The 22,861-nt window shown below is 70.6% G+C and carries 18 protein-coding genes; 11 read left to right on the top strand and 7 right to left on the bottom strand.

The genetic code is table 11. The annotated features are described in order from the left end of the window. Positions 1-595: 595 nt before the first annotated feature. The gene (locus Drose_RS37210; RefSeq protein ID WP_260725874.1) at positions 596-2,674 is read right to left on the bottom strand and encodes a S9 family peptidase; all 2,079 of its coding nucleotides are present in this window, start codon (positions 2,672-2,674) and stop codon (positions 596-598) included. 151 nt (positions 2,675-2,825) lie between these two features. Between Drose_RS37210 and Drose_RS37205 the strand changes: the two genes are divergently transcribed. Both Drose_RS37205 and Drose_RS37200 read left to right on the top strand, forming a co-directional pair. Beyond that, the gene (locus Drose_RS37205) at positions 2,826-3,794 is read left to right on the top strand and encodes an alpha/beta hydrolase family protein (RefSeq protein ID WP_260725873.1); all 969 of its coding nucleotides are present in this window, start codon (positions 2,826-2,828) and stop codon (positions 3,792-3,794) included. 224 nt (positions 3,795-4,018) lie between these two features. After that, the gene (locus tag Drose_RS37200; RefSeq protein ID WP_260725872.1) at positions 4,019-5,164 is read left to right on the top strand and encodes an FAD-binding oxidoreductase; all 1,146 of its coding nucleotides are present in this window, start codon (positions 4,019-4,021) and stop codon (positions 5,162-5,164) included. Positions 5,165-5,269: 105 nt separating this feature from the next. Here Drose_RS37200 and Drose_RS37195 read toward each other — a convergent pair whose 3' ends face one another. Then, the gene (locus tag Drose_RS37195) at positions 5,270-5,770 is read right to left on the bottom strand and encodes a GNAT family N-acetyltransferase (RefSeq protein ID WP_260725871.1); all 501 of its coding nucleotides are present in this window, start codon (positions 5,768-5,770) and stop codon (positions 5,270-5,272) included. A gap of 111 nt (positions 5,771-5,881) precedes the next feature. Here Drose_RS37195 and Drose_RS37190 point away from each other — a divergent pair, with 111 nt between their 5' ends. The 6 genes from Drose_RS37190 (at position 5,882) to Drose_RS37165 (ending at position 11,559) form a co-directional block, all read left to right on the top strand. Beyond that, positions 5,882-6,127 carry an acyl carrier protein gene (locus Drose_RS37190; RefSeq protein WP_260725870.1) on the top strand — a complete coding sequence of 82 codons (246 nt, stop codon included), beginning with the start codon at positions 5,882-5,884 and terminating at the stop codon, positions 6,125-6,127. Further along, on the top strand, positions 6,111-6,863 hold the full coding sequence (locus tag Drose_RS37185) for an SDR family NAD(P)-dependent oxidoreductase (protein WP_260725869.1): 753 nt from the start codon (positions 6,111-6,113) through the stop codon (positions 6,861-6,863). Before Drose_RS37190 ends, Drose_RS37185 begins: the two co-directional genes overlap by 17 nt. Next, the gene (locus Drose_RS37180) at positions 6,860-8,239 is read left to right on the top strand and encodes an AMP-binding protein (protein WP_260725868.1); all 1,380 of its coding nucleotides are present in this window, start codon (positions 6,860-6,862) and stop codon (positions 8,237-8,239) included. Before Drose_RS37185 ends, Drose_RS37180 begins: the two co-directional genes overlap by 4 nt. Then, entirely contained in the window at positions 8,236-9,285 is a 1,050-nt protein-coding gene (locus Drose_RS37175) for a LuxE/PaaK family acyltransferase (RefSeq protein WP_260725867.1), read from the top strand. The genes Drose_RS37180 and Drose_RS37175 overlap by 4 nt, the downstream gene beginning before the upstream one ends. Then, positions 9,282-10,520, top strand: coding sequence for an acyl-CoA reductase (locus Drose_RS37170; RefSeq protein WP_260725866.1), 1,239 nt, complete (start codon positions 9,282-9,284; stop codon positions 10,518-10,520). The genes Drose_RS37175 and Drose_RS37170 overlap by 4 nt, the downstream gene beginning before the upstream one ends. Positions 10,521-10,617: 97 nt before the next feature. Further along, positions 10,618-11,559 (top strand): glycosyltransferase family 2 protein, encoded by a 942-nt coding sequence (locus Drose_RS37165; protein ID WP_260725865.1) that lies wholly within the window; start codon positions 10,618-10,620, stop codon positions 11,557-11,559. A gap of 131 nt (positions 11,560-11,690) precedes the next feature. On the opposite strand, the gene Drose_RS37160 is transcribed toward Drose_RS37165, so the two are convergent. From Drose_RS37160 to Drose_RS37140, 5 genes are read right to left on the bottom strand one after another with little or no spacing between them, the layout of a single operon-like run. After that, positions 11,691-12,149, bottom strand: a complete 459-nt coding sequence (locus Drose_RS37160) for a GtrA family protein (protein WP_260725864.1) — start codon at positions 12,147-12,149, stop codon at positions 11,691-11,693. Between the two features lie 10 nt (positions 12,150-12,159). Then, positions 12,160-13,317, bottom strand: coding sequence for a dTDP-4-amino-4,6-dideoxygalactose transaminase (gene rffA, locus Drose_RS37155; RefSeq protein WP_260725863.1), 1,158 nt, complete (start codon positions 13,315-13,317; stop codon positions 12,160-12,162). A 58-nt stretch (positions 13,318-13,375) separates the two neighbouring features. After that, positions 13,376-15,739: a hypothetical protein gene (locus tag Drose_RS37150; protein ID WP_260725862.1), complete on the bottom strand. Its 2,364-nt coding sequence runs from the start codon at positions 15,737-15,739 to the stop codon at positions 13,376-13,378. A gap of 42 nt (positions 15,740-15,781) precedes the next feature. Further along, complete coding sequence (locus Drose_RS37145) at positions 15,782-16,675, bottom strand: MaoC/PaaZ C-terminal domain-containing protein (RefSeq protein WP_260725861.1); 894 nt, start codon at positions 16,673-16,675, stop codon at positions 15,782-15,784. Beyond that, positions 16,675-17,991, bottom strand: a complete 1,317-nt coding sequence (locus tag Drose_RS37140) for a 3-oxoacyl-ACP reductase (RefSeq protein WP_260725860.1) — start codon at positions 17,989-17,991, stop codon at positions 16,675-16,677. Before Drose_RS37140 ends, Drose_RS37145 begins: the two co-directional genes overlap by 1 nt. A gap of 92 nt (positions 17,992-18,083) precedes the next feature. On the opposite strand from Drose_RS37140, the gene Drose_RS37135 reads away from it, so the two are divergent. The 3 genes from Drose_RS37135 to purB all read left to right on the top strand — a co-directional run bounded on the left by Drose_RS37135 (position 18,084) and on the right by purB (position 22,711). Next, positions 18,084-19,358 (top strand): acetyl-CoA C-acetyltransferase, encoded by a 1,275-nt coding sequence (locus tag Drose_RS37135; protein ID WP_260725859.1) that lies wholly within the window; start codon positions 18,084-18,086, stop codon positions 19,356-19,358. A gap of 168 nt (positions 19,359-19,526) precedes the next feature. Continuing rightward, the gene (locus Drose_RS37130; RefSeq protein WP_260725858.1) at positions 19,527-21,128 is read left to right on the top strand and encodes a sugar ABC transporter permease; all 1,602 of its coding nucleotides are present in this window, start codon (positions 19,527-19,529) and stop codon (positions 21,126-21,128) included. 143 nt (positions 21,129-21,271) lie between these two features. After that, complete coding sequence (gene purB / locus Drose_RS37125; protein ID WP_260725857.1) at positions 21,272-22,711, top strand: adenylosuccinate lyase; 1,440 nt, start codon at positions 21,272-21,274, stop codon at positions 22,709-22,711. Positions 22,712-22,861: the final 150 nt, after the last annotated feature.

Here is a 22,861-nt window from a genome sequence, read left to right as displayed (position 1 = left end):
CAAAGCACGCACGGACTCAAGAAGTGTCACCCGCCGAGGTGCGCCGACTGGCCCCGGTTACGCTTCAATCCGCTTCAATCCGCCCCCTGCCTCCCGACTTCATGATCATGGGAAAGATCTGGCTATCGGGGCGGCCAGATCTTTCCCATGATCATGGGGTCGCCCGGCCTGGCGGCGGGATTGCGCAGGAGCGTGTGCCGGTCGGCGTCCTCGGCGGCGACGCCTCCGAGGACAGCGCCCGAATTGTCAGCCTGGTCCGGGTTGACAAGAGGCCGTTGGGCTTAACTTCGCGGCCTTGCTTGATCATGGAGCTGCCCGATTCGGAACGCGCCGCCCGGGTCCAGTCGCGACAATGATCGACGGACGCCATCTGCGCGACCGTACGTCACCGTCACATTGCAAAAGGTAGGGGTCGCCCGCGTCCGCAAGCGGCCGTGCCCCCAAAGCCGCCCGTATTCGCGGGTCGCCCGCGTCCGCGAAAGTCGCCCGCCCTCGCCAAAACCGCCCCTCGTCCGCGAACGGTCAGTGCCGGTCCAGCGCCAAACTCGCCGGACCGGCACCTGGGGAAAACGGCACTTGGGAAAGCGGAACGAAACTAGGCCTTGCCGAGCTTGTCGAGCGCCCACGCGGTGATGAACGCCTCCTCGCGCCAGGCGTCGTAGCGGCCGCTCGGGCCGCCGTGGCCGGCGCCCATCTCGGTTTTCAGCAGGACGTCCGTCGACGGGGAGAGGGCGCGGAGGCGGGCGACCCACTTGGCCGGCTCGTGGTACAGGACGCGCGTGTCGTTGAGGCTCGTGACGGCCAGAATCGCCGGATACGGGCGCTCCGTCACGTTCTCATACGGCGTATACGACTTCATGTAGCGGTACACCTCGGGGTCGGCCAGCGGGTTGCCCCACTCCTCCCACTCCGTGACGGTCAGCGGGAGCGACGGGTCGAGGATGGTGTTGAGGGCGTCGACGAACGGGACCTGGGCCACGATGCCGGCGAACGACTCCGGCGCCAGATTCGCCACCGCGCCCATGAGCAGGCCGCCCGCCGAGCCGCCGCGCGCGATCAGGCGATCGGTGGCCGTCCAGCCGGCCTTCACCAGGTGCTCGGCACCGGCCACGAAGTCGGTGAACGTGTTCTTCTTCGCCAGGAGCTTGCCCTCGTCATACCAACGGCGGCCCATCTCACCGCCGCCGCGGATGTGGGCGACCGCGAAGACCACACCGCGGTCCAGCAGGGACAGCCGCGGGATGGAGAACCACGGGTCCATCGACGCTTCGTATGAACCGTAGCCGTAGAGCAGTGCCGGAGCCGAGCCGTCGCGCGGGGTGCCCTTCGCCGCCACGATCGAGATCGGGACACGCGTGCCGTCCTCGGCGATCGCCCACTCGCGATGCTGCTCATAGCGGGTCGGATCGAAGTCGCCGAGCACCGGCTTCTGCTTGCGCAAGGTCAGCGCGCCGCTGTCCAGGTTGCAGTCGTACACCGAGTCGGGCGTCACGAGCGACGCGTAGTGCAGCCGGAACGAGGTGGTGTCGTACTCCAGGTTGGACTCCGGGCCGACGGCGTAGATCGGCTCGGGGAAGCTGATGTCGTAGGGCGCGGCGCCGTGCAGCGGGACCACCCGAATCCCGGTCAGGCCGTCGCGGCGCAGCGACACGACGAGGTGGCCGGAGAAGGCATCCACCTGGAGCAGGCGGGTGCCGGGCTCGTGCTCGATGAGCGTGGTCCACGCGCCGGGATTGTCGACCGAGGTGTACGCGACGGCGAAGTCCTCGGCGCCGTCGTTGTGCAGGATCAGGAACCGGTGGCCGTGGTGCTCGACCGAGTATTCGACGCCCTGTCGGCGGGGTGCCACCGGGCGCGGCGGCGTGGTCGGCGCGTCGGCCGGGATGACCAGGACCTCGCTGGTCATCTTGCTGTTGATGTCGATGAGGATGAACCGCTCGCTGCGGGTCAGCTCGACGCCGACCCAGAAGCGCTCGTCGGGCTCCTCGTGCACCACCACGTCGTCGGTGGACGGTGTGCCGATCGTGTGGCGCCAGACCCTGTTCGGCCGCCACGCCTCGTCGACCGTCAGGTAGAACAGCGTCGACCCGTCGGCGGACCAGGCCGAGCCGTAGAACGCGTTTTCGATCGTGTCGGGCAGCAGCTCACCGGTCCGCAGGTCCTTGACCCGCAGCGTGAAGCGCTCGTCGCCGGAGAAGTCGGTGCTGTAGGTGAGCAGGTTGGCGTCGACGCTCACGTCGAAGGTGCCGAGGGCGAAGAAGTCCGAGTCGCCGGCGAGATCGTTGCCGTCGAGCAGGATCTCCTCGCCGGGCAGTCCGGCGCCGGCGCCGATGTCGGGCGGGTCGAGCTGGCCGTCGACCACCGGCACACGGCAATGGATGCCGTACTGCTTGCCGGCCTCCGTCCGGGTGTAGTACCAGTGGCCGCCCTTCCGGGTGGGCACCGAGAGGTCGGTCTCCTTGGTGCGCGTCTTGATTTCGTTGAAGATCGTGTCGCGCAGCTTTTCGAGGTGGGCGGTCGCCGCGCTGGTAAACGCGTTTTCGGCCTCGAGATAGGCCACCGTGTCCGGATCGTCCTTCTGCTGGAGCCAGAAATACTCGTCGACCACAGTGTCACCGTGGTGCGTCCGTTCGTGGGGGACCCGCTTCGCGGTAGGCGGCTGCTCGCTCGTCACGCATGCCAACGTTACTAGGTTCCGGGTGGCACCCAGGTGTCATCGAAGTCGGTGCAACCGTCGGTGTCGTTCGTCGGTCTTCAGCAACAGGAGGAAGTGACGCCGGTACCGTCATGGTCTCGTAGTTCGGGCGAGACCACGGAGGGATGCGGTGCGGCGTCGCGAGGTGTTGCACATCGGAGTGATCGGGCTGGCAGGGATGCTGGTCCAGGCGTGCTCCGAGGGGTCGACGACGACACCACGGGCGGGGGGTGGCTCGCCTGCCCCGTCGGGGCCGGCCGCGTCGACGTTCGACCCCTCGGGGTACGTTCCCGCCGCGGTTCCGCTCGCCGAGCTGAAGAAGCTCTTCAACTACGACAAGAACGCCACCCTCAACGCGACGCTCACCGACAAGCGCACCGGCGACGGCGTGATCCTCGAGGACGTCACGTATTCGGACACCCGCGGCCACGACGAGGTCCCGGCCTACGTGATCGGCCCGGCGTCGTTCACCGGGCGACTGCCGGCCGTCGTCTACGCCCCCGGCGGCGACGGCAACCGGGACACGCTGCTCGAGGAGGCCATGGCGGTCGCGCGGCACGGTGCCCTGGTCTGCGTGCCGGGTCTGCCGCTCAAGCCGACCGGCGACGCCGCGGCCGACGCGAAGGCCGTCGCCGACTCGGTCGTCGCCCAGCGGCGCGCCCTCGACCTGCTCGCCCGCCGCTCCGACTGCGACGGCTCGCGGATCGGGTTCGCCGGCCATAGCTGGGGCGCTGCCCAGGGCGCGATCCTGCTCGGGCTGGAGACCCGGCTGTCCGCCGTGGTGCTGGCCGCCGGTACCGGCCGCATCTCCCGCTGGATGGTCAAGCAGCACGTGCCACCCGACTGGCACGCCTACCTGAACGCGCTCGGGCGGTTCGACGCCGGTCCCTACGTCGCGGCCGGTGGCAAGCGGCCGGTGCTGCTCCAGTTCGGCCGGCAGGACCAGATCGTGCCGGCGGCGGAGCGGGCCGAGCTGGCGGACGCCGTCGCCGGAACGAAGGAGCGCAAGGACTACGACACCGGCCACGACCTGGTCGGCTTCGCCGCCGCCGGCACCGACCGGGTAGCGTTCTTCAAGAAGGCCTTGCGACTGAGGTAGCCACGGCATAGGCTCTCGAACGCATGTTCGATACTGGTTCGAGCGCGTCTTTGGGAAAGCCAGGACCGGCTACCGCGATTCCCTTCGACCGATCTTCCCCGCACTCACGGTGGCGTTTGGTGAACAGGGAAGCGGGAGCAGCGGTGACGGTGATCGAGGCGTTGGCGGTGGTATGCGGTCCTAGCCACGTTTGGGAGGCGGGTCGGGCCGATACCGTCGACGGGGTGCCGGCCGGCTGGGTGGTGTCACCCGGCGACGCCGACGAGGTGTCCGAGGTGCTGCGGTTCGCCGCGGCCGAGGGCCTGTCGGTCGTGCCCACCGGAGCCGGTACCAAACTCGACTGGGGCGCGCCGCCCACACACGTGGACGTCCTGATCGACCTCGCCCGGCTGACCGGGGTGCTCGAGCACTCGCCCGGCGAGCTGACCGCCACGATCGCGGCGGGCACGCCGATGCGGGCGATCCGGGCACGGTTGCTGCGTGAGGGCCAGCGGCTGCCACTCGACGTCGGGTCGCCGGGCGCGACGCTGGGCGGTGTCCTCGCGACCGGCGAGGCCGGCCCTTTGCGCCACCGGTTCGGTGCGCCGCGCGACCTCGTCGTCGGGGTGCGGATGGCGCTCGACGAGGGCAGCCTGGAGCGGCAGGTCGACGGGCGCGATCTCGCCCGGGACGCCTGCGGGTCGTATGGCACGCTCGGCGTGATCACGGAGGCGACCGTCCGGCTGGAGCCGATGCCCGCCGCCCGGGCCTGGGTCGTCCGCCCGGTCGCCACGCCGCGCGAGGTGCAGCGGCTCACCGAGGCCGTCGTCGGATCGTCGCTGGAACCGGCCGCGATCGAGGCCGACCTCCCCGGCGGATCCGGCGCTCGCCCTGCGGAGCTCTCCGCGCTTTTCGAGGGCTCGCGTGAGGCCGCCCTGGCCCGCGCCGAGGCGGCCGCCAAGCTTCTCGGTGGCGGTGCGACCGTCGAGCAGTTGCCGCCGGCCTGGTGGGGGCGGTATCCGTTCGGAGCCGACGACGTCGCGCTGAAGATCTGGGGCCGGCCGAGCGAGCTGTTCGCGGTCGTCTATGCGCTGCGGGACGCGGCCGGGACGCCGGTGCCCGTGCGCGGGTCGGTCGGGCTGGGCGTCGCCGAGGTCGCGCTGCCTGACTCGATCGCGCCGGAGCGGCTCGACGGGATGCTGACCGCGGCCCGCACGGTCCTGCTCGCCCGGGGCGGCGGGGGCTGCACCCTGCTGCGCGCCCCGGTGGAGCTGCGCGACCTGGTGGAGACCTACGGGCCGGGGCACCTGACGGACGCGGCGGTCCGGCTCAAGCGGGCCCTCGATCCCGAGGACCGCCTCGCGCCGGGCCGGCTGCCCGACCCTGCATGAGAGCCGGGCCGGCTGCCGACCCCGCATGAGAGCCGGGACGGCTACCCGACCCCCTCATGAGACCCTGCGGACGGCGTGAATCACCTGGCCGGCGAACATCCTGCGTCAGGTTGTGCGCGTCTTCTCGGTCCATACGACGGACTGCTCCTGACCGTCGATCTCCGTCGTGTAGGCACGCTCCGGCACCTCCACGAAGCCGAAGCGGCGGTGCAGGGCGATCACCTGCTTGTTCCATGCCAGTGTGCGCCCGCCGAACGACTCCAGCCGCATCTCGTCGAACGCATAGGCCACCGCCGCCTTCTCCAGCTCCATCCACGCCGGCAGCAGCTCACCACGCTCGGTCAGGCCGTCGACGTCGAGGAAGAAGCCCCACTCGGCCGTGCCCGCGGCCTCGTCGTGGTCGTTGAAGGTCACCACGCCGCAGTCCTGGCCACGGTACGAGAAGATCAGCACCCGCTTGGTCGGGTCTGCCCGAACCTTCGTCCACCACTGCGCATGACCCTCAGGAGTGATGTACGCGGTATGGATGCTTGCCCCGCGGGTCCTCGGATGGTTACGCCATTGACGGATGGTTTCCACATCCGTGTCAAAAGCGTCGCGCAGCACCGAAAACCTCCCGAGATGGTCAAACGCCAACGGTACACTCGCTCGCGGGTGCCGCCCCGAGACGGTGGCGGCCGACCGGCTTGAGCCCTGATCGGACAGGACCCAGATCTGATGAGCAATCTCGATCGTCTCCGTGCCGCCTTTCGCACCGCGCTGGGTCTCCCGGAGGAGGTTGAAGTCGACAAGCTTGAATATCGAGGCATTGAACAGTGGGACTCGCTGGCCCACCTCACCCTGGTGGCGGAGATCGAGGACGCGTTCGACGTCATGATCGACACCGATGAGGTCATCGACCTGAGCTCCTTCGACAAGGCCGTCGAGATCCTGGGGAAGCACGGCATTGAGCTCACCGGCTGATGCGGCGAGGGTCGCGTTCGTCACCGGTTCGTCCCGGGGGATCGGCCGGGCGATCGCCCGAAAACTCGCCACCGAGGGTTACCAACTGGTCCTGCACGGGATGCGCGAGGGCTCGGCCAAGCCGACCGCCGACGAGCTGGCGGCGGAGTTCGGCATCGACCCGCTCGTCGTGCACGGCGACGTCAGCCGGGCCGCCGACGTCGCGGCGATGGTCCGCCTCGTCTTCGAGCGGCACCGCCGCCTCGACGCCCTGGTCGTCAACGCGGGCGTCCACGAGGCCGGCCTGCTCGGCATGATGAGCGACACCGCCGTCGAGCGGCTCTTCGCGGTCAACGCGGTCGGCGCCACCCACACCGTCCAGGCGTCGGTCAAACTGCTGCGCCGCGGCGCCGCGCCCGCCGTCGTCCTGCTCTCGTCGGTGATGGGCACCGCCGGCGCCGCCGGCCAGGTGGTCTACGGCGCGACCAAGGCCGCGGTCGCCGGCTTCACCCGCGCCGCCGCCAAGGAGCTCGGCCCGGCCGGCATCAGGGTCAACGCGGTCGCGCCCGGCTTCATCGCGACCGAGATGCTCGACTCTCTCGACGAGGCCGGCCGCGCCGAGCGGGTCGCCGCCACGGCACTGCGCCGCCTCGGCGAGCCCGAGGACGTCGCCGACGTGGTCGCGTTCCTGCTCTCCGCCGGCGCCCGGTTCGTCACCGGCCAGGTGATCGAGGTCGACGGCGGACTCGTGGTATGACCCTGCCGCACCCGGACGCCCGGCTGATCGACGCCGTCACCGGCGCCGTCGTGCCGGGCACGGCACTCGCCGCCGCCGCCGGCGCCTACGCCGGCCGCACGCCCGGTGTCGTCTTCCTCCCCATGCCGACCACGGTCGACGCCGTCGTGCGATACGTCAGCGCGTTCGAGGCCGGTCGCCCGCTGGCCCTGCTCGACCCGACGCTCCCGGCGGAGACGCTGGCCGACTTCGTCGACCGGTTCGAGCCCGCCGTGGTGGCCGGCCCCCTTCCCGACGACACCCCGAAGGGCTACCGGTTCACGTCGGACGAGCGGCTCGGTCCCCTGTGGGAGCGCGAGACACCGTCGGCCGCCGTGCCCCATCCGGACCTGGCCGTCCTGCTCGCCACCTCGGGCTCGACCGGCAACCCCAAGCTGGTTCGCCTCTCCCGTGCCGCGATCGCGGCCAACACCGCCTCGATCATCGAGGCGCTCGGCATCACCGGCGCCGACGTCACGGTGAGCAGCCTGCCGTTCTACTACTCGTTCGGCATGTCGGTGCTCAACACGCACCTGGCCGCGGGTGCGACGGTGGTCGTCGAGGCGGACGGGCTGCTCGGCCGGGGTTTCTGGCCCGCCGTCACCGAGCACGGCGTGACGTCGCTGGCGCTGGTCCCCTCGCAATACGAGATCCTGCGGCGCCTGCGCTTCGACCCGGCGAAGTATCCGAGCCTGCATACGCTCACCCAGGCGGGTGGCCGGCTGCGGACCGAGCTCATCGAGGACTTCCACGGCCGCATGAAGTCGGTGTCGGGCCGGCTCTTCGTGATGTACGGGCAGACCGAGGCCGCACCGAGGCTCACGACGTTGCCGGCGGACCGGTTGACCGAGAAGCTCGGGTCGGTCGGCCCGGCGGTGCCCGGCGGGCAACTCAGCGTGCGGCTCGATGACGGCACCGAGTCGACCGAGCCCGATGTGCGCGGCGAGGTGCTCTACCGGGGCCCCAACGTGATGCTCGGCTACGCCGAGACGGCCGCCGACCTGGCCCGCGGCGACGACCAGGGCGGTCTGCTCGAGACCGGCGACCTCGGCCACCTCGACGCCGACGGCTACCTCTTCATCGACGGCCGGCTCAAGCGCTTCGGCAAGGTCTTCGGCGTCCGGCTCAACCTCGACGACATCGAGGGCATGCTGCCCGGCCCGGCGGCGGCGGTGGCCGGCGACGACAAGATCATCGTCTTCGTCGTGGGCGGCGCAGGTGACGCCACGCGGCTCCGCCAGGACCTCGCCGAACGGCTCAAGTTGCACTGGTCCGGCTTCGAGGTCCGTGACATCGGGGCGCTGCCGCTGCTGAGCAACGGCAAGACCGACTACCGCACGTTGGAGTCCGCGCGATGAACGTCTTCACGCTGGCCCAGCCGGAGCGGGAGGCCCAGCTCCTGCCCCGGCTGGTCGAGCTGACCGATCGGCACCGCGCCCGCGGCGCCGCCTACGCCAACATCCTCGCCGCGATCGGCCACGGCTCCGGCCGCGAGTACCAGGCGATCGCCGATCTGCCCTGGCTGCCGGTCCGGCTGTTCAAGACCCGGCAGCTCAAGAGCATCCCGGACGACGAGGTCTTCAAGGTTCTCACGTCGAGCGGGACCACCGGTGACGTCAGCCGCGTCTACCTGGACAAGGCGGCGGCCGCGGCGCAGACCCGGATGCTGGGCCGGACCCTGCAAACGGTGCTCGGGCCGAAGCGGCTGCCGATGCTCATCGTCGACTCGACGGCGATCGTCAAGAACCGGCGCTCGTTCAGTGCCCGGGGCGCCGGTGTGCTGGGCATGGTGACGTTCGGCCGCGACCACGTGTGGGCGCTGGACGAGCACGGCGAGCCCGACGTGGCGGCGGTGCGCGGCTTCCTCGCCGAGCACGGCGATCAGCCGTTCCTGATTTTCGGCTTCACCTTCATGGTGTGGCTGTACCTCTACGAGCTCGCCCGTGACAACGGCCTCGACCTCAGCAACGGCATCCTGGTCCACTCCGGCGGCTGGAAGAAGCTGGTCGATCGCCAGGTCGACAACGCCGAGTTCCGCCGGGCCTTTCAGGCCGGCACCGGCCTCACCCGGATCCACAACTTCTACGGCATGGTCGAGCAGATCGGCGTCGTCTACCTCGAAGGCCCCGACGGCGACTCGCTCTACTGTCCCGACTTCGCCGACGTCGTCATCCGCGACCCGGAGACGTGGGAGCCCCTGCCCCCGGGCAGGCCGGGCCTGGTGGAGGTGGTCAGCACGCTGCCGGAGTCGTACCCCGGGCACGTCCTGCTCACCGAGGACCTCGGTGTGATCAACGGCATCGACGACGGCGCCTGGCCGGGCAAACGGTTCTCGATCCTCGGCCGCCTGGCGAGGGCCGAGGCCCGGGGCTGCAGCGACACCTTTGCCGGGGGATCGGCATGACGGCCGTCGAGCCGCGCTTCCCCGCCGGTGCGCCGGTCTCGGGCGTCGAACGACTGCTCGCGGAGGTCTCCCAGGAGCCCGACGGCGGCCGGCTGGCCGTCGGCGACGAGCGGGTCCGCGAGTTCCTCATCGCCTTCTCCCGCCGGCTGCTCAAGCCCGACCTGGCCCGCCGGCATCCGGAGCTCGGCTCGCTGGGCTTCTTCCTCCGCAAGGGTGAGCTCGCCCGGGCCGTCGAACGGCTGGGTGACGGCGTCGGCGGCCGGCGCCGCGCCCCGCGCGGGCTGGTCGTGCACTTCCCGCCGGCCAATGTGGACACGATTTTCGTGTACTCCTGGGCGCTCTCGGCCCTCGCCGGCAACCACAACATCGTCCGGATCTCCAGCCGTTCCGCCGGCGCCGCGCAGACGGTGCTCGAGGCGCTCAACGACGTGCTCGCCGACGCCCACCCGGCGATCACGCAGACCCAGCGGATGGTCGCCTACGACCGCGACGACGCCGTCACCGGCGCGCTCATGGGCGCCTGCGACCTGCGGGTGCTGTGGGGCGGCGACCAGTCGGTGAACCTGCTCCGCAGGCACCCGGTGCGGCCGCTGACCCGCGACCTCGCGTTCCCGGACCGTTCGTCGTTCGCGGCGATCTCGGTGCCCGGGTGGCAGGCGGCGACGCCGGCCCGGCGCCGGGCGGCGGCCGACGGCTTCGCCAACGACCTCTACTGGTTCGACCAGGCGGCCTGCTCGTCGCCGCGCGACCTGTTCTGGGTCGGCGACGCCGCGGCGGCAGAGGAGGCGAGGGCCGAGTTTGCGACGCTGCTGGGCGAGGTGGTCGCGCGGCGGGGCTGGGCGGTCGACGCCGCGATGGCGGTGGAGAAGCGCGTGGCCACCTACGGGCTGGCCGCGACCGGCGCGGCGACCCGGGTCGCGTTCGCCGGCAACGCGGTGGCCCATGTGGAGCTGGGCGGGCTTGACGAGGTCCAGCGGCACTGGCTCGGGGCCGGCACGATCTGTCACGTCACGATCGGGTCGCTCGCCGAGCTGGCGCCGGTGATCCGGCGCAAGGACCAGACGCTCAGCCAGTTCGGTTTCACCATGTCGGAGCTCGATGACTTCGTGACCACGCTCGCCGGCCGGGGCATCGACCGCATCGTGCCGCTCGGGCAGGCGCTGACGTTCGCCGGGGTCTGGGACGGGCTCGACCTGCTGCACGAGTTCACCCGGATCATCACGATCCAGACCTGAATCGGCTGAACAACCCCGGTCAGAGAGCTTTGGCGAGTCCGAACCGTGGTCACCGGCGTTGGGTGAGATGCCCGGTTACTGTGAGGAGTCTCCGAAGGTGTCGCTGTCTGTCGTCGTCCCGTGCTACCGCTCGGCGCGCATCCTCCCGGCGCTCGTGGAGCGCCTGAACGGCGTTCTGCCCACGATCCACCCGGATCACGAGGTGATCCTGGTCGTCGACAGCACGGACGAGACCTGGGGCGTCGCGAGCGAACTCGCCGGGAAGTTCGAGCACGTCCAGGCGATCCGCATGGCTCGCAACTACGGGCAGCACAATGCGCTCATCGCCGGCATCCGCGCGGCGGCCCACGACCGCATCATCACGATGGACGACGACCTCCAGCACCCGCCGGAGGAACTGCCGAAGCTCGTCGACGCCCTCACCGACGACCTCGACGTGGTGTATGCGGTTTCCGAGGTCGAGGAGCACGGCGCCGTCCGCAACCTGACCTCCTGGGGTGCCAAGACGCTGGTCATGGGCCGCACGATGGGCATTCCCAACGCCGACGTGCTGGGCGCGCTGCGCATCTTCCGCACCTTCCTGCGGTCGGGCTTCGACCAGGTCAGCGGGCCGCACGTGTCGGTCGACATCGTGCTGTCGTGGACCACGACCCGGGTCGGCTCGGTGTCGGTGCGTATGGACCAGCGCACCGAGGGCACCTCCGGCTTCACGCTCCGCTCGCTCATGAAGCACGCGGTCAACATGATCCTGGGCTACTCGACCAAGCCCTTGCGGATGGTCACCTACCTGGGCTCCCTGATCGGCGTCTGCGGCCTGCTGCTGACGATCCGCCTCGTCTGGCAGTACTTCCACGGCGACACCACGGTCGCGGGCTTCACGACGCTCGCCTCACTGGTCGCGATCTTCTCGTCGGCGCAGCTCATTGGCATCGGCGTGCTCGGTGAGTACCTCGGCCGGGTGCATTCCCACGGCATGGGCCGCCCCACCTACGTCATCCGCGAGCACATCAACCGAGGCGCCGCCGCCGACCGCCGCTAGCCCAGCGTTCACCGCGCCCTTCGTGCGTTGATCTTGCAGTTGTGGTGCCTAACAAACTGGGCATTCAGGGAGTGTCTCGGCACCACAACTGCAAGATCAACGCACGAAGGGCGGGGGTGGGGGCGGGGGCGTTAGGGGTTGGTGCGGAAGACCCAGAGCTTGCTCAACTGGTAGTTGATGATCGGCGCGGTTGCGATCAGGATCGCCTGCGCGATCAGCACCGGGATGTGCACGAGCTCGACCAGCACCGGCAGGCCGACGAACGTGTAGGCCAGCGCCCACAGGCACACCAGGTAGAACTTGACGAAGCCGGAGACGACCCGTCCCGTCGACCGGAACACGAAGCGCCGCTGCAGCGGATACGTCACGAGCGCGCACAGGAAGTTGGCGATCACCGTCGGGACCAGGTAGTGCAGGTGATCGCGGGTGAGCAGGTAGATGCCCGCGAAGAAGGCGTAGTACGACACCGAGGAGACGCCGCCGACGGTGAGGTAGCGGACGCGGCGATCGCCGGCCAGCGTGCCGATCGTGCGGATGAGCCATGGCCGGGCCGGGGCGGTCTTCTCGCCCGCTTGCTGCTCCGCGACCACGGCGACCGGGTTATCCGCGTGGCCGGAACGTCTCGACCGTGGTGATCACGGTGTCGATGTCGGTGTCGGTCATGCCGGCGTAGAGCGGCAGGCGCAGCAGTCGGTCGGCGACGTCCTCGGTCACCGGGCAGCCCTGCGGGCCGACCCGGCCGTACTGCTGGCCGGCCGGGGACACGTGCAGCGGCTGGTAGTGGAACGTGCCGAGCACTCCATGGCTGAGCATGTGCTTGAGCATGCTCTGGCGGCTCTCCAGGTCGGGCAGCAGCAGGTAGTAGAGGTGCGCGGGATGCTCGTGGCCTTCCGGCACGGTCGGCTGGACCACGTCGTGCTCGGCGGCCCAGGCCGCGAGCCGCTCGTGATAGCTGGCCCAGACGTGCTGGCGGCGGCGCTGGATCTCGTCGAAGTGCTCCAGTTGCGCGGTGAGGAACGCGGCCAGCAGGTCGGACGGCAGGTAGGACGAGCCGACGTCGATCCAGCGGTATTTGTCGACCATGCCGCGGAAGAACTGGGCGCGGTTGGTGCCCTTCTCCCGGATGATCTCGGCCCGCTCGAAGTAGCGGTCGTCGTTGAAGACCAACGCGCCGCCCTCGCCGCATTGGACGTTCTTGGTCTCGTGGAAGCTCTGCGTGGCCATCGCGCCGATCGAGCCGAGGTTGCGCCCGTGGTTGGTGCCGCCGAGGCCGTGCGCGTTGTCCTCGATCACGACGAGGTCGTGCTTCTCGGCGATCGCGTTGATGGCCTCCATCTCGACGCCGACGCCCGCGTAGTGGACCACGACGATCGCCTTGGTGCGCTCGGTGACCGCCGCCTCGACCTGCCGCTCGTCGAGGTTGAGGGTGTCCGGCCGGCAATCGACGAACACGGGCACGGCACCACGCAGCGCGTAGGCGTTGGCGGTGGAGCAGAACGTGAACGACGGGACGATCACCTCGTCGCCGGGTTCCAGGTCGAGCAGCAGCGCGGTCATGTCGAGCGCGTGGGTGCACGAGGTCGTGAGCAGCGCCTGCCGGGCGCCGATGATCTCGGTCAGTAGTGCGCTGGCCCGCTTGGTGAAGGGGCCGTCCCCCGTCATCGGACCACTCGTCATCGCCTGCCGCATGTAGTCGGCCTCGGCGCCGGTCAGATAGCCCTTGTTGAATGGAACCGTGAGCTGGTTCGTGGGAATCACTGGAGCCTACCTAACGGATGCTGCGATTGTGCGGGTTCGGTACGCCCGGGCGGCCAGGTCAGGAACGGGGCAGCTCGTACACGACGCAGACCCCTGACCGATAGCGTTCGGTAGCGAAGGTCGAAAGAGCCGGCGAGACGTCGCTCTGCGTCTCGTCAACGAATAGCCAACGTATCCGGTATCGGTCGCGGAGCACGTCCACCGTTTCGGGCGATGGATCCTCGAACACGGCGTCGTTGTCGGCCAGGATCCGCGGCTTCCAGTAGGGGACGTGGCCGACCCAGGTGTCGAGCCGGGCGGCCTCCTCGTGCGCGGTGGTCGAGAAGCCCCACCCCTCGACGAGCATGCGGCGCTCACTGTAGGCAGTCATCGAGAAGTGTAGATTGCTGCACCGTCCCTCGAGCGTGACGCAATGCGCGTTGGTCGCCACGAGGTCGTCGGGTGAGGAGTGGTCGCGCAGCCAGCGCCCGGCCTCGAGCGTGCCCTCGGAGACCAGTGGCGAGCCGTGGATGACGTCGCGCCAGCCGTGTTGCCGCGACTCCCGCAGCACGAGGTAGAAGTTCTGCACGGTCGTGTTGAGCCCGTAGCCGGCCAGCAGCGCCACCACGAGCGCCGCGGCCGTGCCCCGCGTGATCGGCAGCCACCGGCGGGCCACCAGCAGCGCGACCAGGGACACCACGGCGAACCCGAGCAGGGCGACGTGGGGCAGGACGATCGCGCGGGTGAGATTGCCGTACGACCCGGTGTTGCCGACGTTCGGCACGGAGCCGCGCCCGGAGCTCTGGATCGCCTGGACGACCACGACGCCGAGCAGCGCCGCACCGAGCAGGGGCAGCGCCCGGCGCACCGTCATCCGTCCGGCCGGCAGCAGCGCGACCAGTCCGGCGACCGCGGCGACCGACAGGTACGGGCGGGCCGCCTCGAGGAAGAACCGCTGGCTGTCGCCGGACTGACCGGTCAGCATCGTGGCCGCGGCGCCGCTGATCCCGACGCCGACGAGGACGGTGAGCTCCGGGGCGGGCAGGCGCCGGCGGAGCAGGCCGGCCAGCCCCGCCCAGACGCACACCCACGCGAAGACGGTGAGCGCGGCGAGCACGAGCAGGCGGCCGGTGACCTCGCCGGTGGAGTAGCCGGTGCTGATACCCAGCCCGCCGGTGACCACATCGGCGAGCGGCTTGAGCGCGGTGCCCTGACTCGTCGCGCCGAAGAGGACGAGCTGGGAGAAGGCGAGCGCGGCGACGGCCGGGCCGAGCGCGATCAGCGCGCCGCGGTGGAGCCGGCGGCGCAGGAGCAGCTCGACGGCGACGACGAGGAGCAGGCCGCAGAGCAGCAGCGGCACATAGGTCGCCTTGCCGCCCATGACCCCGGCGAGCAGCAGCGTGAAGAGCGCCCAGCGGCGCCCGTCGCGGTGGTCACGCAGCAGGTCGACCAGCATGAGGACGAGCGGCACGAACAGCAGCGCGCCGAACGTCTGCGTCGGCCCGGTCCAGACCGTGAGCCGCAGCGAGGAGCCGTCGTCGAGGCCGCTGAACGCGAGATTGCGGTAGAACTCGCCGACCCGCCACTGGTACGGATGGGGCGACAGCACGAACAGCGTCACCCCCGACGCCGCCACCGAGGTCCACCAGCGCCCGGTGACCTTGCCCGCGAGCAGCCCCACGAGCACCGTGAACGCCATCAGCATCGGCAGCATCGACAGCCGCAGCAGCAGCACGTTGGGCTCGATGCCGGTGACCCAGCTCGTCGCCGCCATCTCCGGGTAGGTGAACCAGTGGTAGTACAGCGGCTCGTCGGTGACCCAAGGCACGACCATCGGCATGTGGTGCTTCGCCTCGCCGAGCAGCGCCAGGTGGAACGTCGAGTCGGTGTCGGGCGCCGAGTTGTACGGGAAGCGCAGCCCGTAGATCCGGTAGAACTTGACGCTCCACAGCAGCGGGACCGCCGCCAGCCCCGTCATGCACCAGCGCCACAGCGGCGGCGGCCGATCGGCGCCCGGATCGCTGCGCCAGTAGCGGCGCAGGCCGGGGACGGTCGTGAACAGCGTCACCGTGGCGAGCGGCCAGGCGAGCACGAGCAGGGGCTGCCCGAGCAGGCGGGCCGCGACGTAGCAGAAGACCTCGCCGAGGTAGCCGAGCACCAGGCCGGCGGCGACGTCGGCCACGAACCAGCCGCGTCCCCGCAGGAGGTACCGCCACCACAGGGTGCCGGGCAGGGTGATGCCCAGCGCCAGGTAGAGCGCGAAGATCGCGGTCGTGGCGGGCGGGACCTCGTAGCACCAGAGGACCGCTACCGTCGCGACGAGCAACAACAGCGGCGACAGCCGGCCGGCCGTCACGAGGCGCCGCCGGCCGGCGGTGGCCCGCGCGTCGGCCGGCGCGGCGTCGTCGTCTTCCGCGAGGGTGACCTCGATGGGCGTCTGCACGGTCTTCTGGGCCCCCGGACACGGTGAAGGATTGACGCACGGTCACCGAACCGGCGGCCCGCTGCCGTGACCTCCCTCGACAGTGTCGATCGAGCCGGTCAGATGCGGTTTGCCGGTCCGTGTGTCGTGCACTCCGATCGTCCACCTCGCACCATCGGTCGCGGTGCTGAAACCGACGGTTGCGGGTAGGAGAATCGGCAGCTTGAAGGCGACGTGCGCCTCGTACGTGTCCGGCAGGCGGCCCTCCAACCCCGCCAGGCAGCGCGCCTTGGTCCACATGCCGTGGGCGATCGCGCGCGGGAAGCCGAACGCCTTGGCCAGCAGCCGCGACGTGTGGATGGGGTTGCGGTCGCCGGACACCGCGGCGTAGTCGGGGCCGGTCCGCCGCGGGATCCGCCACGTCGCGCTGGGACGGGGCGGCCGGGCCCGCTCCTTCGGTCCGTCCGGTGTCGAGCGGTCCGAACCGGTGCCGGTCCGGCGCAGGTACGTCGAGCGGGAGCTCCAGACCGGCTCGTCGTCGATCGTGGCGGTCGCGACGACGTCCAGTTGGGTGCCGCGGTCGTGCGGGCGCAGCGCCTCAGCCCGTACTGCCACGTCAAACGCATCCGAGGACAGCAGCGGCCGGAGGACCTGGATGCGGTTCTCGACGTGCACGAGGCCGAGCAGCGGGAACGGGAAGTCGGCGCCGGTCATCAGGGTCAGGGTGAGGGGGAACGCCAGGACGTGCGGATAGGTGGCGGGCAGTTCGTCACGCAGGCGGAACCCGCACACCCGGTCGTATTCGGCCATGTGCTCGCGGTCGACCCGCACGCCCCGCAGCACCAGCGCGCGTTCGGGCAGCCGCGGATCGGCGGCCGTGCCGCGGCGCAGCGCCGCAGCCCGGTAGAGCGGGCCCAGCCGCGGCGGGCGGTCCAGTTCCACGACCTCGGTCCCCATCAGGCCCCCAGGAGGCTCTGGCCGCAGACCCGGACCACGTTGCCGCTGACCCCGCCCGATGCGGGATTGGCCAGCCACGCGATGGTCTCGGCCACGTCCACCGGCAGGCCGCCCTGCGACATGCTGTTCATCCGGCGGCCCGCCTCGCGGACGAACATCGGCATGGCGGCGGTCATCTTCGTCTCGATGAAGCCGGGCGCGACCCCGTTGAGGGTGAGCCCGCGCGCGGCGACCGCGGCCGCGTTGGCCTCGACCAGGCCGATCACGCCCGCCTTCGACGTGGCGTAGTTGGTCTGGCCGCGGTTGCCGGCGATGCCGGACACCGAGGATACCGAGACGATGCGGCCGTTGCCGCCGAGCAGGTTCTCGGCCAGCAGGACGTCGTTGATCCGTTCCTGGCTGGACAGGTTGACGTCGAGCACCGACCGCCACTGCTGCTCGTCCATGCGGCCGAGCGTCTTGTCGCGGGTGATCCCGGCGTTGTGGACGAACACGTCGGCGTGCACGTGCCGCGTCGCGATGAAGTCGGCGAGCCGGCGTGGCGCGTCCTCGGCGGTCAGGTCGAGTTGCAGCGCCGTGCCCTTGAGCTCGTTGGCGACCCGGCTCAGGTCCTCGCCGGCGGCCGGCACGTCGAGGCAGACGACGTGCGCGCCGTCGCGGGTGAGCACCTCGGCGATCGCCGCGCCGATGCCCCGGGCCGCGCCGGTCACGATCGCCGTCTTGCCGACGAGCGGCCGCTCCCAGTCTTCGGGCACGTCGACGCTCGTCGGGCCGATGCGGACGACCTGCCCCGAGACGTACGCCGACCGGCCCGACAGCAGGAACCGCAGGGTCGACTCGATCGCGTCCTCGGCGCCGGGCGCGACGTACAGCAGTTGCGCGGTGGAGCCGTGGCCGACCTCCTTGCCGACCGAGCGGACGAAGCCTTCCAGCGCGCGCTGCGCGGTCGCCTCGCGGGCGTTGGCGCAAAGCTCGGGCGGGCTGCCGAGGACGACGACCCGCCCGGACGGGGTAAGCGAGCGGATGACCGGATGGAAGAAGTCGTAGAGCGCGCGCAGCCCGGCGGTGTCGACGATGGCGGTGGCGTCGAAGATCAGGACGGCGTTGTGGTCGCCGCCCTCCGCCTTCGGCAGCCCTTCGATGATCTTGTGGAGCGGTTCGACCAGCCGGCCGGACCCGCCGATCTGCGCGGGTCCGGCCAGCACCGGGTCACCCGCGCTGTGGCGGCGCAGCCTGGGCGGATCGGGCAGGCCAAGGCGTTTGACGAGGAACCGCCCGGCGCCCGAGTGGGCGAAGTTGGCGTAACGATCGGACATTGCAGTGCCTCCCCAGTCACAACAAACGCGTTACCCTACTCGCGAGTAGGGTAACTTCACGATGCCCTGGCGCGTCGAGAATGGAGACACCGATGGCCCCGGTTCGAGTCGCGATCGTCGGCGGTAATCGCATTCCTTTTGCGCGCTCGGGCAGCGCCTACGCCACTGCATCAAACCAGGACATGCTGACCGCCGCTATAGACGGACTCGTGGCGCGGTTCGGCCTGGCCGGCGAGCGGCTCGGCGAGGTCGCGGCGGGTGCGGTGCTCAAGCACAGCCGTGACTTCAACCTCACGCGGGAATCCGTGGTCGGATCGCGCCTCGACCCGCGGACTCCGGCGTACGACGTCCAGCAGGCCTGCGGAACCGGTCTAGAGGCGGCCATCCTCGTGGCGAACAAGATCGCACTCGGGCAGATCGAGGCCGGCATCGCGGGCGGGGTCGACACGACCTCCGACGCGCCCCTCGGCGTCAACGAGGACATGCGGCGGATCCTCATGGAGTTCGACCGGGCCCGCTCGCTGGGTGCCCGTTTGCGCGCGGTGAGCAAACTCCGGCCGACTCAGCTCAAGCCGGACATACCGCGCAACGCTGAGCCGCGGACCGGGCTGTCGATGGGCGAGTCCGCCGCCCTGACCGCCGTCGACTTCGGCGTGCCCCGTGCCGAGCAGGACGAGCTCGCGCTGGCCTCGCACCACAACCTCGCGGCCGCCTACGAGCGCGGGTTCTTCGACGACCTCGTCACGCCGTACCTCGGCCTCACCCGCGACCAGACCCTGCGCCCGGACACCACCCTGGAGCGGCTGGGCAAGCTGAAGCCGGTCTTCGGCAAGGGGCCGTCGGCGACCATGACGGCCGGAAACTCGTCGGCCCTGACCGATGGTGCGGCGGTGGTACTGCTGGCGTCCGAGGCCTGGGCGGCCGCCCGGAAGCTGCCGGTGCTGGCCTACTTCGACACCGCCGAGACCGCCGCCGTCGACTTCGTGCACGGCGACGACGGGCTGCTCATGGCCCCGGTCTACGCGGTGCCGCGGATGCTCGCCCGGGCCGGACTCAAGCTCCAGGACTTCGACTTCTACGAGATCCACGAGGCGTTCGCGTCCCAGGTCCTGGCCAGCCTGAGGGCATGGGAGGACCCGGCGTTCTGCAAGGACCGCCTGGGCCTCGACGAGCCACTGGGCCCGATCGACCGATCGCGCCTCAACGTCAACGGTTCGTCGCTGGCGACCGGTCACCCGTTCGCGGCCACCGGCGGCCGGCTCGTGGCGACCCTGGCGAAGCTCCTCTCCCAGCGGGGCCAGGGCCGCGGCCTGATCTCGATCTGCGCGGCCGGCGGCCAGGGCGTGACCGCCATCTTGTCGCGCTGACCCCCCTTTTTGCGCGTTGATCTTGCAGTTGTGGTGCCGCGACACTCCCAGGATGTCCGGGTTTGTCAGGCACCACAACTGCAAGATCAACGCGCAAAAGGGGGGGCAAAGGGCAAGGGGGGATGGTGTCGAACGGCGGGGAACGGCTGTCGCCAATATCGTGGAGACATGACCGGCATCCAGCCCACCATGCTCCGTCCGGCCACACCGCGGCCCGCCTGGCAGACGGCCGTCGGCCTCGTGCTCGTGCTGCCGGCGTTCGTGCTGCTGCTCACGAGCTACGTGGAGCCGGCCGTCTGGACGTTCCGGTCCAGCTTCAACCGGTTCACCGGCCTGCGGTTCAACCCCGGCGGCGAGGGTGCCGGCTTCGACAACTACGCGAAGGCGTTCGACGTGGGGCTGGGCGGCAGTCTCCTCTTCGGGCTGAGCCTCGCCGCCGTGCCGCTCGCCCTGGTCCTGCTCCTCGCGCCGGCCCTGGCCTGGGCCGCCGCCCGCACCGGGCGCGCCGGACGGTGGGTGGTCCGAGCGCTGCTGACCATCCCGCTCGCCGCCTTCGCCCCGATGGCCGTCGCGCTCGCGTACCGCGCGCGTGACCTGACCGGCGACGGCCGGCCCGAAGTCCGGCCGATCTACTGGCTGGGCACCTTCGGCCTCGTCTCGGCCGCCGGGGTCGTCGTCTACCTCGCGGCCTTCCGGCGTCGCGACGCCACCCGCAGCCCGTGGCCCGCCGTGGGCGTCACGGCGCTGCTCGCGGTCCTCGCCGTCATCGCGGCCGGGCTGCAGGAGTTCACGTACTCCTACATCGAGGGCTTCGGCACCTCGCCCGCCGGGACCCCGGCCCGGCTGATGTTCGACACGTCGTTCCGGACGCGCGACTTCGGCGTGGGCGCGGCCGTCTCCGCCACGGTGCTGCTCCCGCTGATGCTCTTCGGCCTGGCCGCGACCGTGATCATCGTGCTGACCGGCCTGCGCCTCGAGGTGGACCGCTCGTCACCGGAGCCCGCCCCGGCGAAGAGCCCCACGCCCTGGGTCGTCGGCGGGATCCTGCTGGTCGTCGTGCTGGTGGGCACCGGGTTCGCCCTGTGGCCGTGGCTGTCCGACATCACCAACCCGTCGCCGGTCGCCGACCCCACTTGGGGCAACACCTGGTTGCCCCCGCTGGTGTCCACCCTCGTCGGGGTCACGGCGGCGGCGCTCGCGGCGTTCGGCATCAGCGGCCTGCGTCCCCTGGGCCGGCACAGTGAGTGGCTGCTGTTGCCGTTCGGCCTCTTCCTGTTCGTCGGTATCGCCCCGCTGGCCCTGCGCGCCTACGCCGCGGGGGCCACCGCGGGCCGGCTGAACTCGTTCATCGGCCTGATCTCGCCGTCGCGGGTGGCCATCCCGGCGCTGTTCATCCTGGCGCTGGTGTTCCGGGGTCAGGCGCTGCGCCGCGAGGCCCTCCGGCAGGAGAACCGCCCGGCCCCGTGGTCGAGCCTCGTCCTCCCGGCCCTGCCGATGCTCGGGCTCGCGTACCTGGTGACCTGGGTGGTCCAGGCGCAAAACCTGCTGTGGCCGTTGATCTCCGCGACCAGCCGCCACATGACGGCCCATCTCCTGCTGGTCGAGGTCCTCCAGACGTTCGACCTCGACCGGCTGCCGTACGGCCGGCTGCTCCCGCTGCCGATGCTCCTGCTGTTCCTGCTCCTGGGTGTCGCCGCCCAGTTGTGGTACCTCGACCGCGTGGCGCTGCGGGTCGGTCTGCCCGAGCGCGACCACCCACCCCGCACCTGACGCGGCGGCGGAGAGTCGATCGGCTTCGCGGCTCGCGTCCAGAGGATCGGAAGCAGCGGCGACGAACCTCGCACATCCCGCATGTCGCCTTTCAGGACGCGCAAGGTCGGCGGCTGCGGTGCCCCTCGGACCCGGCAGGCAGAATGGGCCTCGTGAACAAACCGCGGATTCCCGACGTGCTCGCCTCCCGTTACGCCTCTCCTGAGCTGGTCACCATCTGGTCGCCGGAGGAGAAGGTCCGCCTCGAGCGGCGGCTCTGGCTCGCGGTGCTCACCGCGCAGCGGGATCTCGGGGTGCCCGTGCCCGACGGGGTCGTCGAGGACTACGAGCGGGTCGTCGACGACGTCGACCTGATCAGCATCGCCGAGCGCGAGCGGGCCACCCGGCACGACGTCAAGGCGCGTATCGAGGAGTTCTCCGAGCTCGCCGGCCACGAGCACATCCACAAGGGGATGACCTCGCGCGACCTCACCGAGAACGTCGAGCAGCTACAGATCCGCAAGTCGCTGGAGCTGGTCCGGGATCGGATGGTCGCCGCACTCGCCCGGCTCGCGGCACGCGCCCGGCAGTATGACGAGTTGGTGATGGTCGGGCGGTCGCACAACGTCCCGGCGCAGGCCACGACGCTCGGCAAGCGGTTCGCGAGTGCGGCGGAGGAGCTCCTCATCGCGTACCGACGGATCGAAAACCTGCTGGAGCGCTATCCGCTCCGCGGCATCAAGGGTCCGGTCGGCACGGCCGCCGACCAGCTCGACCTGTTCGGGAGCGACGCCGGCAAGGTCGCCGAGCTCGAGCGAAAGGTCGCCGAGCACCTCGGCTTCCGGCACGTGCTCATGAGCGTCGGGCAGGTCTACCCGCGCTCGCTCGACCTCGACGTGGTGTCCGCGCTGGCGCAGGCCGTGGCCGGGCCGTCGAGCCTGGCGACCACGATCCGTCTCATGGCCGGCTACGAGCTGGCGACCGAGGGGTTCAAGGCCGGTCAGGTCGGTTCGTCGGCGATGCCGCACAAGATGAATACGCGCTCGTGTGAGCGGGTCAACGGACTGGCGGTTGTGGTCCGGGGCTACCTGTCGATGATCGGCGAGCTGGCCGGCGACCAGTGGAACGAGGGCGACGTGTCCTGCTCGGTGGTGCGCCGCGTGGCGCTGCCCGACGCGTTCTTCGCGGTCGACGGGCTGTTCGCCACGTTCCTGACGGTTCTGGACGAATTCGGCGCCTACCCCGCAGTGGTGGCGCGTGAGCTGGATCGCTATCTGCCGTTCCTCGCGACCACCAGGGTCCTCGTCGCGGCTGTCGGGCACGGCGTCGGCCGTGAGGATGCTCACGAAGCGATCAAGCAGCACGCGGTGGCGGTGGCGCTCGCCATGCGCGAGAAGGGTGCCCAGGACAACGACCTGCTCCAGCGACTCGCCGACGACGAGCGGCTGCGGTTGTCCCGGCCCGAGGTAGAAGGCCTGGTAGCGAACCCCTCGGTATTCATCGGCGCCGCATCCGCGCAGGTCGGCGCGGTGGTGGCGGAGATCGACGAGGTTCTCGCCCGGCATCCGGAGGCCGCTGCGTACGTGCCGCCGCCCATTCTCTGACGCCGATCTTGGTTCTCCGGGAGGCCGCTAAGATGCGTGGTGGGCGATGTTTCGGACCGCGCTACAAGATCGGCCATGCCGGGTCACGGCCGGTGATCTGCGGCGTTGTCCCGCCCGGTAGGCTCGTGTCGCTCGCCCTCGAGCGCCCGA

Source organism: Dactylosporangium roseum (genome assembly GCF_025264685.1).
Taxonomy (GTDB): Bacteria; Actinomycetota; Actinomycetes; order Mycobacteriales; family Micromonosporaceae; genus Dactylosporangium; species Dactylosporangium roseum.
This window is presented reverse-complemented; position numbering and strand designations above follow the sequence as displayed.